General features: G+C 66.9%; 13 protein-coding genes. 11 read left to right on the top strand and 2 right to left on the bottom strand.

All coding sequences use genetic code 11. The annotated features are described in order from the left end of the window. Positions 1 to 31: 31 nt before the first annotated feature. Positions 32 to 1,216, bottom strand: a complete 1,185-nt coding sequence (locus tag RYM47_RS07160; RefSeq protein ID WP_315386841.1) for a pyridoxal phosphate-dependent aminotransferase — start codon at positions 1,214 to 1,216, stop codon at positions 32 to 34. Between the two features lie 100 nt (positions 1,217 to 1,316). Here RYM47_RS07160 and RYM47_RS07155 point away from each other — a divergent pair, with 100 nt between their 5' ends. From RYM47_RS07155 to hslU, 8 genes are all read left to right on the top strand, one after another. Further along, complete coding sequence (locus tag RYM47_RS07155) at positions 1,317 to 3,434, top strand: S9 family peptidase (protein ID WP_315386840.1); 2,118 nt, start codon at positions 1,317 to 1,319, stop codon at positions 3,432 to 3,434. Between the two features lie 99 nt (positions 3,435 to 3,533). After that, positions 3,534 to 3,791: a lipoprotein gene (locus RYM47_RS07150; protein ID WP_315386839.1), complete on the top strand. Its 258-nt coding sequence runs from the start codon at positions 3,534 to 3,536 to the stop codon at positions 3,789 to 3,791. After that, positions 3,784 to 4,635, top strand: a complete 852-nt coding sequence (gene dapF / locus RYM47_RS07145) for a diaminopimelate epimerase (protein ID WP_315386838.1) — start codon at positions 3,784 to 3,786, stop codon at positions 4,633 to 4,635. The genes RYM47_RS07150 and dapF overlap by 8 nt, the downstream gene beginning before the upstream one ends. After that, entirely contained in the window at positions 4,632 to 5,309 is a 678-nt protein-coding gene (locus RYM47_RS07140) for a DUF484 family protein (protein WP_315386837.1), read from the top strand. The genes dapF and RYM47_RS07140 overlap by 4 nt, the downstream gene beginning before the upstream one ends. Before the next feature lie 22 nt (positions 5,310 to 5,331). Then, positions 5,332 to 6,237 (top strand): tyrosine recombinase XerC, encoded by a 906-nt coding sequence (xerC, locus tag RYM47_RS07135; RefSeq protein WP_315386836.1) that lies wholly within the window; start codon positions 5,332 to 5,334, stop codon positions 6,235 to 6,237. Positions 6,238 to 6,321: 84 nt separating this feature from the next. Beyond that, positions 6,322 to 6,522 carry a DUF3079 domain-containing protein gene (locus tag RYM47_RS07130; RefSeq protein WP_315386835.1) on the top strand — a complete coding sequence of 67 codons (201 nt, stop codon included), beginning with the start codon at positions 6,322 to 6,324 and terminating at the stop codon, positions 6,520 to 6,522. A gap of 74 nt (positions 6,523 to 6,596) precedes the next feature. Then, on the top strand, positions 6,597 to 7,148 hold the full coding sequence (gene hslV, locus RYM47_RS07125; RefSeq protein WP_070209155.1) for an ATP-dependent protease subunit HslV: 552 nt from the start codon (positions 6,597 to 6,599) through the stop codon (positions 7,146 to 7,148). Between the two features lie 2 nt (positions 7,149 to 7,150). Continuing rightward, on the top strand, positions 7,151 to 8,527 hold the full coding sequence (hslU, locus tag RYM47_RS07120) for an ATP-dependent protease ATPase subunit HslU (RefSeq protein ID WP_315386834.1): 1,377 nt from the start codon (positions 7,151 to 7,153) through the stop codon (positions 8,525 to 8,527). Positions 8,528 to 8,722: 195 nt separating this feature from the next. Here hslU and RYM47_RS07115 read toward each other — a convergent pair whose 3' ends face one another. Beyond that, on the bottom strand, positions 8,723 to 9,391 hold the full coding sequence (locus RYM47_RS07115) for a TetR family transcriptional regulator (protein ID WP_315386833.1): 669 nt from the start codon (positions 9,389 to 9,391) through the stop codon (positions 8,723 to 8,725). Positions 9,392 to 9,553: 162 nt separating this feature from the next. On the opposite strand from RYM47_RS07115, the gene smeD reads away from it, so the two are divergent. Genes smeD through RYM47_RS07100 form a run of 3 tightly spaced genes read left to right on the top strand, consistent with a single transcriptional unit; the run spans position 9,554 to position 15,279 of the window. Further along, complete coding sequence (gene smeD, locus RYM47_RS07110; RefSeq protein ID WP_315386832.1) at positions 9,554 to 10,735, top strand: multidrug efflux RND transporter periplasmic adaptor subunit SmeD; 1,182 nt, start codon at positions 9,554 to 9,556, stop codon at positions 10,733 to 10,735. Between the two features lie 12 nt (positions 10,736 to 10,747). Continuing rightward, positions 10,748 to 13,882: a multidrug efflux RND transporter permease subunit SmeE gene (gene smeE, locus RYM47_RS07105; RefSeq protein WP_315386831.1), complete on the top strand. Its 3,135-nt coding sequence runs from the start codon at positions 10,748 to 10,750 to the stop codon at positions 13,880 to 13,882. Then, positions 13,879 to 15,279, top strand: coding sequence for an efflux transporter outer membrane subunit (locus RYM47_RS07100; RefSeq protein WP_315386830.1), 1,401 nt, complete (start codon positions 13,879 to 13,881; stop codon positions 15,277 to 15,279). The genes smeE and RYM47_RS07100 overlap by 4 nt, the downstream gene beginning before the upstream one ends. Position 15,280 lies beyond the last annotated feature (1 nt).

Genomic DNA, 15,280 nt, shown 5'->3' with positions numbered 1-15,280 from the left:
CAACGCCGCGCGGAAACGCGCGGCGTTCTTTTCAGCGCCAGGTTTCCAGCCCGCGCCGGATCCGCGCCACCGCGTCCTGCAGCCGCGGAATTTCCCGGGTGTAGGCCAGTCGCACATGCTGGTTGGCGCGGTAGTGGCCGAAATCCAGCCCGGGCGTAAACGCCACGTGCTCGGTTTCCAGGAAGTGCGTGCAGAAGGCCTGGGCGTCGTCGGTAAAGCCGCTCACGTCGCAGTAAAGATAGAAGGCGCCCTCAGGCTCGACCTCGATCCGGAAGCCCAGTTCGCGCAGGGCCGGCAGCAGGTAGTCGCGGCGGGCCTGGAAGGCATGCCGGCGCTGCTCGAAAAGGGCGAGGGTGTCCGGCTCGAAGCAGGCCAGCGCCGCGTGCTGGGCAATGCTTGATGCGCTGATGTAGAGGTTCTGCGCCAGCTTCTCCAATTCCGGCACGGCCTGCGGCGGTGCCACCAGCCAGCCCAGCCGCCAGCCGGTCATGCCGAAGTACTTGGAGAAGCTGTTCAACACGAAGGCGTCGTCGTCCACCTGCAGCACGCTGGCCGCATCCATCCCGTAGGTCAGGCCGTGGTAGATCTCGTCCACCACCAGGTGCCCACCGCGTGCCTTCAGCGACTGCGACAATGCCGCCAGTTCCGCGGCCGACAACACCGTGCCGGTCGGATTGGCCGGTGAGGCCACGAGCGCGCCCACGCTGGCCGCATTCCAGTGCGCGTCCACCAGTGCCGGGGTCAGCTGATAGGCAGTCTGCGGTCCGACCGGCACAAGCTGCGCCGCGCCTTCCACCAGCCGCAGGAAATGGCGGTTGCACGGATAACCGGGGTCGGCCAGCAGCCAGTGCCGGTCCGGGTCGACCAGCAGGCTGCTGGCCAGCAGCAGCGCGCCGGAGCCGCCTGGCGTTACCAGGATCCGCTCGGGGTCCAGGTCAACGTTGTAGCGGGTACCGTAGAACCCCGCGATGGCCGCGCGCAGCGCCGGCAGGCCACGTGCCGCGGTGTAACGGGTGTGCCCTGCGGCCAGCGCCGCCTGGCCAGCGCGTACGATCGGCTCGGCGGTGGTGAAGTCGGGCTCGCCGATCTCCAGGTGGATCACATCGAAGCCCTGCTGCTCCAGCGCCTGTGCGCGGGCCAGCAGGGACATCACGTGGAAGGGGGCGATGTCCTGGCTGCGGCGGCTGTAGCCGGCCGTGGGAGTGGGGGTGCTCATGCGCCCCATGATAGGGGAGGGGCTGCACGCTTGCCGGCAACGCCCGGCCCGGCGAGACTGCGCCACCACCATTGCATTCGCGGGCAAGGAGCCTTATTTCGTGAATCCCACCGTCTCTTTCCTGGTTGCCAGCCTGATGACCGCTTCCGTGCATGCCGCCCCCGCGCTGACCCCACCCGACGCCGAGAAGCATCCGCACACGGTGACCACGCCGTTTGGCGCGACCCGCAACGACGACTATTACTGGCTGCGCGACGACAAGCGCGAAGCACCGGCCATGCTGGCTTACCTGAATGCGGAAAACGCCTACACCGACCAGGTGATGGCGCCGCTCAAGCCGCTGCAGGACACGCTGTACAAGGAGATCGTCGGCCGGATCAAGCAGGACGACGCCAGCGTACCGGCGCGTGAACGCGGTTACTGGTACTACACCCGCTTCGAGACCGGCAAGGATTATCCGATCCAGGCGCGCCGCAAGGGCAGCATGGAGGCGCCGGAAGAGATCCTGCTCGACATCAACCAGATGGCCGCCGGCAAGGGCTATTTCAGTGTCGACGATGCCGAGGTCAGCCAGGACAACCAGCTGCTGGCCTGGGCAGAGGATGACGTCGGCCGCCGCCAGTACGTGATCCGCTTCAAGGACCTGCGCACCGGCGAAGTGCTGCCCGACCGCATCGAGAACGTCTCGGCGAACGTGGTCTGGGCCGACGACAACCGCACCCTGTTCTACGTGGAGAACGACCCGGAAACGCTGCTCACCGTGCGGGTGAAGAAGCACGTGCTGGGCACCCCGGTCAGCAGCGACGTGCTCGTCTACGAAGAAAAGGACGACAGCTTCTACATGGGCGTGGGTCGCACCCGCGACGATCGCTTCATCACCATCGACCTGCACAGCACGGTGAGCTCGGAAAGCCGTTACGCACCGGCGGCCAACCCGCAGGCGTTCACCGTGCTGGCGCCGCGAGCGCGCGACGTCGAATACGACGCCGACCACTTCGACGGTCGCTGGGTGATCCGTACCAACGACGCTGGCGCGAAGAACTTCAAGATCGTCACCGCACCGACCGACGCCACCGCGCGCAGCCAGTGGAAAGACTGGGTCGCGCACGACGACAGCGTGCTGGTCGAAGGCTTCGAACTGTTCGATGGTTTCACCGCGATCGCCGAGCGCTCCAATGCGCTGGAACGGGTGCGCCTGCTGTTTGCCGACGGCCGCCAGGACTACGTCAAGGCCGACGAGCCGGCCTATTCGATGGGCCTGGCCGCCAATCCGGAAGCGGACACGCCGTGGCTGCGCTATGCCTATACCTCGCTGACCACGCCGGCCACCACCTTCGAGCTCAATACCGTCACCGGGGAGCGTCGCCAGCTCAAGCAGCAGCCGGTGATCGGCTATGACCCGTCCCAGTACACCACCGAGCGGGTCTGGGTGACCGCGCGCGATGGCGCGAAGGTGCCGGTGTCGCTGGTCTACCGCAACGGTTTCAAAAAGGATGGCAGCGCCGCGCTGTACCAGTACGCCTATGGCAGCTACGGCATGTCGATGGACCCGGGCTTCAACCAGACCGTGGTCAGCCTGCTCGACCGCGGCGTGGTCTATGCCATCGCGCACATCCGCGGCGGCGAAGAGATGGGTCGCGCCTGGTACGACGACGGCAAGCTGCTGAACAAGCAGAATACCTTCAACGATTTCGTCGACGTCACCCGCGAACTGGTCCGCCTGGGCTATGCGGCCAATGACCGAGTGGCTGCGTCGGGTGGCAGCGCCGGCGGCCTGCTGATGGGCGCGGTGGCCAACCAGGCCCCGCAGGACTACCGGGTGATGGTGGCGCAGGTACCGTTCGTCGACGTGGTCACCACCATGCTCGACCCGACCATTCCGCTGACCACCAACGAGTACGACGAGTGGGGCAATCCCGAGCAGCGCGAGTACTACGACTACATGCTGCGCTACTCGCCGTATGACAACGTCACCCGCCAGGCCTACCCGTCGCTGTTCGTCGGTACCGGCCTGTGGGATTCGCAGGTGCAGTACTGGGAGCCGGCCAAATGGGTAGCGCGCCTGCGCGATGACAACACCGGTACGGCGCCGATCGTGTTCCGCACCAACATGGAGGCCGGCCACGGCGGCAAGTCCGGCCGCTTCCAGCGCTATCGCGAACTGGCCGAGTCGTACGCGTTCGTGCTCCAGCAACTGGGCGCCGATACCACGCCGTAGCGCCACCGAGCAGCCTGAAGGCGTCCGGTTTCGGGCGCCCCGGGCTGCCGTTCATTCAACCGGCACACCGCGCAGGTCGACCCTCGCTATACTCGGGAAATGAGCATCCCCCTTCGCAATCGCATCCTGATTCCGTTGGCAGCGCTGGCGCTGCTGTCCCTTTCGGCCTGTGGCAACAAGGGCCCGCTGGTGATGCCGCAGAAGCCGGTGCCGGTGGAAGAGCAGGTGGTCGATCCGGCCGCCGACGCCGAGCCGGTCCCGGCCGATACCGAGGCCACCGACGCCACCAACGACCCGCAGGTAGTACCCGATCCGGTCGACCCGCAGCTCGACACCGACGACGACGGGAATGAGTAAGGCCGTCGCTCCCGCGCTGCGCTTCAGCAAGATGCACGGCGCCGGCAATGATTTCGTCGTGCTCGACCTGCGCGACGGTACCCCCGCACCGACCCCGGCATTGGCTGCCCGGCTTGCCAACCGCCATACCGGGGTCGGCTGCGACCAGATCCTGACCATCGAACCCCCGCGCTCCGAAGGTTCGGTCGCCGCCTACCGGATCTGGAATTCGGACGGTTCGCAGTCCGAGCAGTGCGGCAACGGAGCGCGCTGCGTGGCCGCCTGGCTGGTCCGCGACGGCGCCGCGCAGGGCGAGCGTTTCAACATCGACAGCCCACTGGCCACGCATGCCATCGAACGCACCGGCAGCGACCAGTACGCGGTGGCGATGGGCGTGCCCCGCTTCGAACCGGAACAGGTGCCGCTGCTGGGCTTTGCCCGCGCGCGTCCGGAATACGTACTGCCGCTGCAGGGCGATGCCGTTCGCTTTGGCGCGGTCTCCATGGGCAACCCGCATGCAGTGATCGAAGTCGGCCTGGTCGACGCGGCACCGGTGGAGCGGCTGGGGCCGCTGCTGCAGCAGCACGCGAGCTTCCCGCAGTCGGTCAATGTCGGCTTCGTGCAGGTCATCGACCCGCAGCATGCACGCCTGCGCGTGTTCGAGCGCGGCGTTGGCGAAACCCTGGCCTGCGGCAGCGGTGCCTGCGCCGCCGCCGTGGTGATGATGCAGCGCGGTCGCCTGGAGCGCGACGCCACGGTGTCGCTGCCCGGCGGCGACCTGCGCCTGCGCTGGCCCAGCGATGACGCCGAAGTTGTGATGTCCGGCCCGGCTGCTTTCGTCTTCGAAGGGGAGTGGAACGCATGAGCGAGACTGTCGAGAAGATCGGGGCGCATGAAGTCGCCGCGTGGTTGCGCCGCCACCCGGCGTTCCTGAAACAGTTCCCGGACCTGGCGCTGACCCTGGTGGTGCCGCGCGATGACGGCCCCACCGCCTCGCTGGCCAGCTACCAGCTGGAAGTGCTGCGCGACAAGAACCGCGAACTGTCGCGGCGGCTCGCCGACCTGGCCGCGAACGCGCAGGTCAACGAACGCCTCGCCGTGCGCACCCACCAGCTCACCCTGGCGCTGATGAAACAGGGCAACGCCGCAGACACCCTGCGTGCGATGGCAGCGTCGCTGGAAGAGGATTTCGCGGGCGATCTGGTCCGGCTGGTGGTCATGCAGCCTGTGCCGGGCCTGGAACAGGCGCCGTGGTTGCAGGTCATCGAAGAGGGCAGCCCGCTGCTGGCCTCGTTCCGCGACTGCCTGAAGGACGGCGAGCCGATCTGTGGCCGCCTGCAGCCGGAAAAGAACGCCGTGCTGTATGGCGGGCGGGTCGACGAAGTGCAGTCCAGCGCCTTGCTGCCGCTGCCCGGCGTTGGCCTGATCGCGGTCGGCAGCCACGACGGCAACCGCTTCTACCCGGGCATGGGCACGCTGTTCCTGCGCATGATGGGCGAAGCATTGGTCGTGGCGCTCAAGCGGTTCGACCCGGCCTGAGCCCCTGCCGGCGATCGACCGCATGAACGCCGTCCAGGATTTCCTCGCCTACCTGCAGGTGGAGCGCCGTGCGTCGGCGCACACGCTGGACGCCTACCGGCGCGACCTGGACGCGCTCGGCAGCTGGGCAACGTTGCAGGACGCAAATGCCGAGTCCCTTGACGGTCCGCAACTGCGCCAGTTCATCGCCGACGAACACCGCCGCGGGCTGGCGCCGAAGTCGTTGCAGCGCCGCCTGTCGGCCTGCCGCAGTTTCTATGCGTGGCTGCTCAAACACCAACGCATTGCGGCCAGTCCCGCCGCCGGCCTGAAGGCGCCCAAGGCGCCGCGCAAGTTACCGCAGGTGCTCGACGCCGACGAAGCGGTGCGTCTGGTCGAACTGCCCACTGACGCGCCACTGGGAGGGCGCGACCGCGCGCTGCTGGAGCTGTTTTATTCCTCTGGGCTGCGCCTGAGCGAGCTGTGCGCATTGATCTGGCGCGACCTGGATTTCGCCACGGGCCTGGTCAACGTGCTCGGCAAGGGCAACCGCCAGCGCCGCGTGCCGTTTGGCTCGCACGCGCGCGAAGCGCTGCTGGGCTGGCGCGCCGAGAGCGGCGGCAGCGAAAGCCAGCCCGTGTTTCCCGGGCGCAAGGGCGGGCCGATCACCCAGCGCGCCGTGCAGATCCGCATCCGCCAGCTGGCCCAGCGCCAGGGGCTGTTCAAGCACGTGCATCCGCACATGCTGCGGCACAGTTTCGCCAGCCATATCCTGGAGTCTTCCGGTGACCTGCGCGGCGTGCAGGAACTGCTCGGCCACGCCGACATCGCCACCACCCAGATCTACACCCACCTGGATTTCCAGCACCTGGCCAAGGTCTATGACGCCGCGCACCCCCGCGCCAAGCGGCGCAAGGACCCGGGCGAGGACGTGCCACCCGGCGGCTGAATGCGCGCCGGGCGACCGGCTTGATCTGGATCAAGGCAGGGGCAGTGGGCGAGGGGCATCGTGAGGGCTCAGGAGGAGTCCATGATGGCCAGACCTTTTCCGTTGAATCCGAAACACCCCGAGCGTCTTTGCTGGGGCTGCGATCTTTACTGCGCGGCAGAGCAGCTGAAGTGCGGCAATGGCTCCGGGCGCACCCTGCATCCGGTCGAAACCCAGGGGGAAGACTGGTACCTGGCGTGGGGGTTGGAGCCTGATCCGGAGCGGCCGTCGCACGTCAAGCGCTGAACGGCAGCTTCATGCGCAGGCTTGATGGCAGCGGCGGGCGGCCCCATGTCCCTCGAACAGCTACCGGAGGCACCATGGATCCCAGTCAGAACCCCACCGTATTTCATGCCACCACCATCGTCTGCGTGCGTCGCGGCGAGCACGTGGCGATCGCCGGCGACGGCCAGGTCACGCTGGGCCACACCGTGATGAAGGGCAACGCGCGAAAGGTGCGCCGACTGGGACGCGACGGCCAGGTCCTGGCCGGTTTCGCCGGTGCAGCGGCTGACGCCTTCACCCTGTTTGAGCTGTTCGAAGCCAAGCTCGAGAAGCATGGCCAGCTGACTCGCGCCGCCGTGGAGCTGGCCAAGGATTGGCGCACCGAGCGTCGCCTCGGCAAGCTCGAAGCGCTGCTGGCCGTGGCCGACAAGGAAACCTCGCTGATCATCAGCGGCACCGGCGATGTGATCGAGCCGGAAGACGGCATCATCGCGATCGGCTCCGGCGGTTCCTACGCATTGTCCGCCGCGCGCGCGCTGATGGCGCATACCGAACTGGACGCCCGCACCATCGCCAGCGAAGCGATCAACATCGCCGGCGACATCTGCATCTATACCAACCGCAACGTCGTGGTTGAGGAGCTCTGAACATGCCCCACAAGATCGAAGTCTCCTCCGCCACCATGACCCCGCGCGAGATCGTGCAGGAACTGGACCGGCACATCGTCGGCCAGCACGACGCCAAGCGGGCGGTGGCCATCGCGCTGCGCAACCGCTGGCGCCGCATGCAGCTGGTGCCGGAGCTGCGCAATGAAGTCATGCCCAAGAACATCCTGATGATCGGCCCCACCGGCGTCGGCAAGACCGAGATCGCGCGTCGCCTCGCCACCCTGGCCAACGCCCCGTTCGTCAAAGTCGAAGCCACCCGTTTCACCGAAGTGGGCTACGTCGGCAAGGACGTCGAGCAGATCATCCGCGACCTGGCCGACACCGCCGTCAAGCTCTACCGCGAACAGGCCAAGGTACGCGTGCGCACCCAGGCCGAAGAGCGTGCCGAAGACCGCATCCTCGACGCACTGCTGCCGCGCCGTGCCGGTGGCATCGGCTTCGATCCGGAAGCGGCGCGCAACGAACCGTCCGCGCAGGACAATGAAACCCGCATCAAGTTCCGCCGCATGCTGCGCAACGGCGAGCTGGACGAGCGCGAAATCGAACTCGATATCTCGGCCAACGTCAGCCTCGACATCATGACCCCGCCGGGCATGGAAGAAATGGGCCAGCAGCTGAAGTCGATGTTCGCCAACCTCGGTGGCGGCGCCAAGGCGCAGAAGCGCACCCTGACCATCAAGGCGGCACGCCCGCTGCTGGTGGAAGAAGAAGCCGGCAAGCTGGTCAACGAAGACGACATCCGCACCGCCGCGATCGAAGCCTGCGAGCAGCACGGCATCGTCTTCATCGACGAGATCGACAAGGTCGCCAAGCGCGGCGACAACGTCGGCGGTGGCGACGTCTCGCGCGAAGGCGTGCAGCGCGACCTGCTGCCGCTGGTGGAAGGCTCCAACGTCTCGACCAAGTACGGCACGGTCAAGACAGACCACATCCTGTTCATTGCCTCCGGCGCGTTCCACCTCGCCAAGCCCAGCGACCTGATCCCCGAACTGCAGGGTCGTTTCCCGATCCGGGTCGAACTGGGCGCGCTGAGCAAGGACGACTTCGTGCGCATCCTGACCGAACCCAAGGCCGCACTGACCAAGCAGTACGAAGCCCTGCTGCAGACCGAAGGCGTGGCAGTGAATTTCACCGCCGACGCAGTGGACCGCCTGGCCGAGATCGCCTTCCAGGTCAACGAGCGCCAGGAAAACATCGGCGCCCGTCGCCTGCACACCGTCCTCGAGCGCCTGCTCGACTCGCTCAGCTACGAAGCCCCGGACCGCGACGGCGAAACCATCGCCATCGACAAGGCGTATGTGGACAAGCACCTGGGTGAACTGGTCAAGGATCCGGACTTGAGCCGTTACATTCTGTAAGGGCTGTAAGGGCTCGCTGTCCTTTCCATCCGCATCGCGACCATCTGTCGGGGCGGCCGGCGGGTAGCCCCCGGAGAGACGCTAGAAAACATGGATGTTTTCTAGCAGCCCCCATGGACGGGTTCACGGCGTGTCTCGGAGCGGGGCTGCCCGACGGCCGCCCCTGCCAGGATCAACAAAAACGCCGGTTTTGCTCTACGCCTCGTCGTCCGTCGGCAATGCCTCGGGCGGCGAACCCGGCTCAAACACCCCGGGTACCACGAACGCGCCGAAGATTGCGTCCAGCGTCTGCGCGCCGTCGCGCTGCAGCTCGAACAGTTCCGGCTCCAGCATCGCGCTGTACAGCACCCCGGTCAGACTGGTGCTGATGATGCGTGCCACCGTCTCCACATCCGCGCCCTCGCGCAACTGGCCCAGCTCGCGCGCGCGCTGCATGGCCGCGCCGATGATCGCCAGCTCCTCGCGCGACATCTCCCGCTGCATCTCCTGCATTGCCTGGCTTTCCACCGACAGATCGTTGCGCAGCATGATCTCCAGCATGTTGCGCAGGCGCTCGTCCTCGGAAATTTCCCGGAACGACACCAGCAGCGCCGAACGAAGGTCCCGCACCGGCGTGGTGCGTTTGGAGGACGCCGTGCGCCGCAGGCGCTCGATGAACGGAACGCGCTCGCGGTCGATCATCGCCGTCAGCACTTCCGACTTGTTCTTGAAGTGCCAGTACACCGCGCCCCGGGTATAGCCCGCGCGCTCGCCGATCATCGCCAGGCTGGTGCCGGCGACTCCGAATTCATGGAAGCAGACCTGGGCCGCGTCGAGGATCCCCTCACGCGTGGCCTGGGCCGCTTCTTTGGTTTTTCTGGCCATTGCGCTCTGTGCACGTGCTGGATGAAACCGGCCTGAATTGTACGCGTTTACAAACAAACATGCATGTATGTATATTTACGCCCCACTGATCCTCGGTGAGGGCCGCGCGTAGCTACGAGAGCGGTTTTCCCAACCTCTTTCCGTTTGCCGCGAGCCCCCACCATGTCTCCAACCCCGTATCGCTTCCTCGCCCTGTCCCTGGCGATCGCCCTGACCATGTCCGCCTGTGGCGGCAGTGACCAGGAAGGCCAGCAGGGCGGTCCCGGCCAGGTCACCGTCGCCACGATGAAGGCCGAACAGGTCGGCCTGACCCGCGAACTGCCCGGCCGCACCACGGCCTTCCTGGTCGCCGAAGTGCGCCCGCAGGTCAGCGGCATCGTCGCCAAGCGCCTGTTCACCGAAGGCGGCCTGGTCACCGCCGGCCAGCCGCTGTACCAGGTCGACGACGCCAGCTACCGCGCCGAGGCCAACAGCGCCCGCGCCCAGCTCGCGCGCGCCGAAGCCACCGCCAATGCCGCGCGCCTGAGCGCGAAGCGCATCACCGAGCTGGCCAAGGTCGACGCGGTCAGCCAGCAGGACCTCGAAAACGCCGTGGCCGCGCAGAAGCAGGCCGAAGCCGACGTCGGCGCCGCCAAGGCCGCGCTCGACGCCGCCAATGTCACCCTCGGCTTCGCCCGGATCACCGCGCCGATCAGCGGCCGTATCGGCAAGTCCTCGGTCACCCAGGGCGCGCTGGTCAGCGCCGGCCAGGCCGACGCCCTGGCCACCGTGCAGCAGCTCGACCCGATCTACGTCGACCTGACCCAGTCCGCCAGCGAACTGCTGCAACTGCGCCGCGAGCTGGCCAGTGGCCGCCTGCAGGACAACCAGAGCCTGCCGGTGACCATCCTGCTCGACGACGGCACCCCCTTCGAGCAGAAGGGCAGCCTTGAATTCTCGGAGGTCAGCGTCGACCCCACCACCGGCAGCTACGCGCTGCGGGTCAAGGTCGCCAACCCCGACCAGGTGCTGATGCCCGGCATGTACGTGCGTGCCCAGGTCGGCAGCGGCGTGCGCGAAGGCGCCCTGCTGGTGCCGATGCAGGGCATCGCCCGCGACGCCAAGGGCGACACCACCGCCATGGTGGTCGGCAAGGACAACAAGGTCGAAGTGCGTCCGGTCAAGGTCAGCCGCGCGCTGGGCAGCAAGTGGCTGGTCGAAGACGGTCTGAAGGCCGGCGACAAGGTCATCGTCGAAGGCCTGCAGAAGATCCAGCCGGGCATGCCCGTGCAGGCCACCGAAATGGGCGCCGCGCCGGCGGCACCGGCAGCGCCGGCCGCCGCAGCTGCAGCCGACAAGCAGTAAGGGAACACTTCCATGGCTCGTTATTTCATTGATCGCCCCATCTTCGCGTGGGTGATTGCGATCATCATCATGCTCGCCGGTGCGCTGGCGGTGCTCAAGCTGCCGGTGTCGATGTACCCGGAAGTGGCGCCGCCCGCCGTCGAAATCAGCGCCACCTACCCGGGCGCCTCGGCCAAGGTGGTCGAAGACTCGGTCACCCAGATCATCGAGCAGAACATGAAGGGGATCGATGGCCTGATCTACTTCTCGTCCAACAGCTCGGCCAACGGCATGGCCACCATCACCCTGACCTTCGAAAGCGGCACCGACCCGGACATCGCCCAGGTGCAGGTGCAGAACAAGCTGCAGCTGGCCATGCCGCTGCTGCCGCAGGAAGTGCAGCGGCAGGGCATCAACGTGGCCAAGTCCAGCTCGGGCTTCCTGAACGTCATCGCGTTCGTGTCCGAGGACGGCAGCATGGACGCCAATGACATCGCCGACTACGTCGGTTCCAATGTCGTCGACCGCCTGAGCCGCGTGCCGGGCGTGGGCAACATCCAGGTGTTCGGTGGCAAGTACGCCATGCGCATCTGGCTGGACCCGAACAAGCTGCATACCTATGGCCTGTCGGTCGCCGAAGTGACCGCAGCGATCAAGGCACAGAACGCCCAGGTCGCCATCGGCCAGCTCGGCGGTGCGCCGTCGATCAAGGGCCAGCAGCTCAACGCCACCATCAACGCGCAGTCGCGCCTGCAGACCCCGGAACAGTTCCGCAACATCATCGTGCGCGGTGCGCAGGACGGTGCCGAGCTGCGCCTGGGTGATGTCGCCCGCGTCGAGCTGGGTGCGGAATCGTACGACTTCGTCACCCGCTACAACGGCCAGCCGGCCAGCGGCCTGGCGGTCACCCTGGCCACCGGCGCCAACGCGCTGGATACCGCCGCCGGCGTGGATGCCGCGCTGGAGGACATGAAGAGCTTCTTCCCGGCCGGGCTGAAAGCCGAGATCCCGTACGACACCACGCCGTTCGTGCGTGTGTCGATCAAGGGCGTGGTGCAGACCCTGATCGAAGCGATCGTGCTGGTGTTCGTGGTGATGTACCTGTTCCTGCAGAACTTCCGCGCCACCCTGATCCCGACCATCGCCGTGCCGGTGGTGCTGCTGGGTACCTTCGGCGTGCTGGCGATGCTGGGCTTCTCGGTGAACATGCTGACCATGTTCGCGATGGTGCTGGCGATCGGCCTGCTGGTGGACGATGCCATCGTGGTGGTGGAAAACGTCGAGCGCATCATGTCCGAAGAGGGACTGTCGCCGCTCGAGGCCACCCGCAAGTCGATGGGCCAGATCACCGGCGCACTGGTCGGCATCGGCCTGGTGCTGTCGGCAGTGTTCGTGCCGATGGCCTTCATGAGCGGTTCCACCGGCGTGATCTACCGCCAGTTCTCGGCCACGATCGTCTCGGCGATGGCATTGTCGGTACTGGTCGCGATCGTGCTGACCCCGGCGTTGTGCGCGACCATGCTCAAGCCGCTGAAGAAGGGCGAGCACCATGTTGCCCATCGCGGCCTGGCCGGTCGTTTCTTCAACGGCTTCAACCGCGGTTTCGACCGCACCAGCGAAAGCTACCAGCGTGGCGTGCGCGGCATCATCCATCGTCCGTGGCGCTTCATGGGCATCGTTGCGGCGCTGTTCGTGCTGATGGGCGTGCTGTTCGTGCGCCTGCCCAGTTCGTTCCTGCCCAACGAAGACCAGGGCGTGCTGATGGCGCTGGTGCAGGCGCCGGTGGGTGCCACCCAGGAACGTACGCTGGAATCGATCGCGGCACTGGAAAACCACTTCCTGCAGAACGAGAAGGATGCGGTGGACTCGGTGTTCTCGGTGCAGGGCTTCAGCTTCGCCGGCATGGGCCAGAACGCGGGCATGGCGTTCGTCAAGCTGAAGGACTGGAGCGAGCGTGACGCCAACAATGGCGTGATGCCGATCACCGGTCGCGCGATGGCGGCACTGGGCCAGATCAAGGATGCCTTCATCTTCGCCTTCCCGCCGCCGGCCATTCCGGAACTGGGTACCGCTTCGGGTTACACCTTCTTCCTGAAGGACAACAGCGGCCAGGGCCACGAGGCACTGGTGGCCGCGCGCAACCAGCTGCTCGGCCTCGCCGCCGGCAGCAAGAAACTGGCCAACGTGCGCCCGAACGGCCAGGAAGACACGCCGCAGTTCCGCATCGACATCGACGCGGCCAAGGCGACTTCGCTGGGGCTGTCGATCGACCAGGTCAACGGCACGCTGGCCGCCGCATGGGGCAGCTCGTACATCGACGACTTCGTCGATCGTGGCCGCGTCAAGCGTGTGTTCGTGCAGGCCGACCAGCCGTTCCGCATGGTGCCGGAGGACTTCGATCTCTGGTCCGTGAAGAACGACAAGGGCGAGATGGTGCCGTTCAGCGCGTTCGCCACCAAGCACTGGGACTACGGTTCGCCGCGTCTTGAGCGCTACAACGGTGTGTCGGCGATGGAAATCCAGGGTGAACCGGCCCCGGGTGTCGCCTCCGGTGACGCCATGGCCGAGATCGAACAGTTGGCCAAGCAGCTGCCGGCGGGCTTCGGCATCGAGTGGACGGCGATGTCCTACCAGGAACGTCAGGCCGGCTCGCAGACGCCGCTGCTGTACACGCTGTCGCTGATGATCGTGTTCCTGTGCCTGGCCGCGATGTACGAAAGCTGGAGCGTGCCGACGGCGGTGCTGCTGGCGGCCCCGCTGGGCATCCTCGGCGCGGTGCTGGCCAACACCTTCAAGGGCCTGGAGCGCGACATCTACTTCCAGGTGGCGATGCTGACCACGGTGGGCCTGACCAGCAAGAACGCGATCCTGATCGTGGAGTTTGCCAAGGAGAACCTGGAGAAGGGCGTGGGCGTGCTGGAAGCCACCATGCACGCGGTCCGCGACCGTCTGCGTCCAATCATCATGACCTCGCTGGCCTTCGGCCTGGGCGTGCTGCCGCTGGCGATCGCCTCCGGTGCCGGCTCCGGTGCGCAGCGTGCGATCGGTACCGGCGTGCTCGGCGGCATGATCGTCGGCACCGTGTTGGGCCTGTTCTTCATTCCGCTGTTCTTCGTAGTAGTGCAGAAACTTTTCAACCGGCGCGCCGATTCACGGAAAGCATCATGAAAAACACGTCTTTGATCCTGTCCATCGCCGTCGCGTTGTCGCTCTCCGGCTGCGCCGCGCTCGAGCCGCGCAGCACCGAGGTCGCCCCGGGGGTCCCGGCGCAGTGGCCCTCGACCAACGCCACGGCCGCTCCAGGCGACGTTGCCGACATCGGCTGGCGCGACTTCTTCGTCGACCCGCGCCTGCAGTCGCTGATCGCACAGTCGCTGGACAACAATCGCGACCTGCGCGTGGCCGTGCTCAACGTCGACAAGGCGCGAGCGCAGTACCGCATCCAGCGCGCCGATCGCGTGCCGGCCGTGGGCGTGCAGGGGCAGATGACCCGCAGCGGCGGCGACACGCCGGTCACCGAACAGTTCAGCGCCAACCTCGGCGTGGTCGAATTCGAACTGGACCTGTTCGGCCGCGTGCGCAACCTGAGCCAGGCGGCGCTGCAGCAGTACTTCGCTGAAGCGGCCAACCGGCGCAATGCACAGCTGGCGCTGGTCGCCGAAGTGGCCAACGCGTGGCTGACCTTGGGCGCGGACAGCGAGCAGCTGAAGATCTCCGAAGCGACGCTGTCCACCTACGAAGACTCGCTGCGCCTGAGCGAGGCGCGCCACCGGCTGGGCAGCGTGTCGGCGCTGGAGCTCAGCCAGACCCGCACCCTGGTGGAGACCGCGCGCACCGACGTGGCGCGCTACCAGGGCCAGGTCGCCCAGGACCGCAACGCGCTGGTGCTGCTGGCCGGTGGACCGGTCGACGACGCGCTGCTGCCCGACGGCGAAGCCACGGAGGTCGCTGCCGTCCGCGCGATTCCGGGCGGCGTGCCAGGCGAGGTGCTGCTGCGCCGGCCGGACGTGATGGCAGCGGAACACACCCTGCTGGCGGCCAACGCCAACATCGGGGCGGCGCGCGCGGCGTTCTTCCCGTCGATCAGCCTGACCGGCAGCGTCGGTTCGGCATCGTCGGAACTGTCCGGCCTGTTCGATTCGGGCACCCGGGTCTGGAGCTTCATGCCGACGCTCAACCTGCCGATCTTCCAGGGCGGCAAGCTGCGCGCCGGGCTGGGCGTGGCCAATGCCAACCGCGATATCGCGCTGGCCCAGTATGAAAAGGCGATCCAGTCGGGGTTCCGCGAAGCGGCCGACGCGCTGGCGTTGAATGACAGCCTGGACGCGCAGCTGAGCTCGCAGCAGGCGTTGGTGGCAGCGGCCGAACAGGCCCAGCGGTTGTCGCAGGCACGCTATGACGCCGGGCTGGACAGCTTCCTGACCCTGCTTGATGCCCGGCGTACCGCCTACAGCGCACGCCAGTCGCTGGTCAGCACCCAGTTGAACCAGTTGTCCAACCAGGTCGCGCTGTACAAGGTGCTGGGGGGCGGTTGGTACGAGCGCGGTGACGTTGCCGCGCGCTGAC

It is taken from the genome of uncultured Stenotrophomonas sp. (assembly GCF_963519125.1).
Lineage (GTDB): Bacteria > Pseudomonadota > Gammaproteobacteria > Xanthomonadales > Xanthomonadaceae > Stenotrophomonas.
Note: the sequence above shows the minus strand (reverse complement) of the source record. Positions and strands in the feature narration are given on the sequence as shown.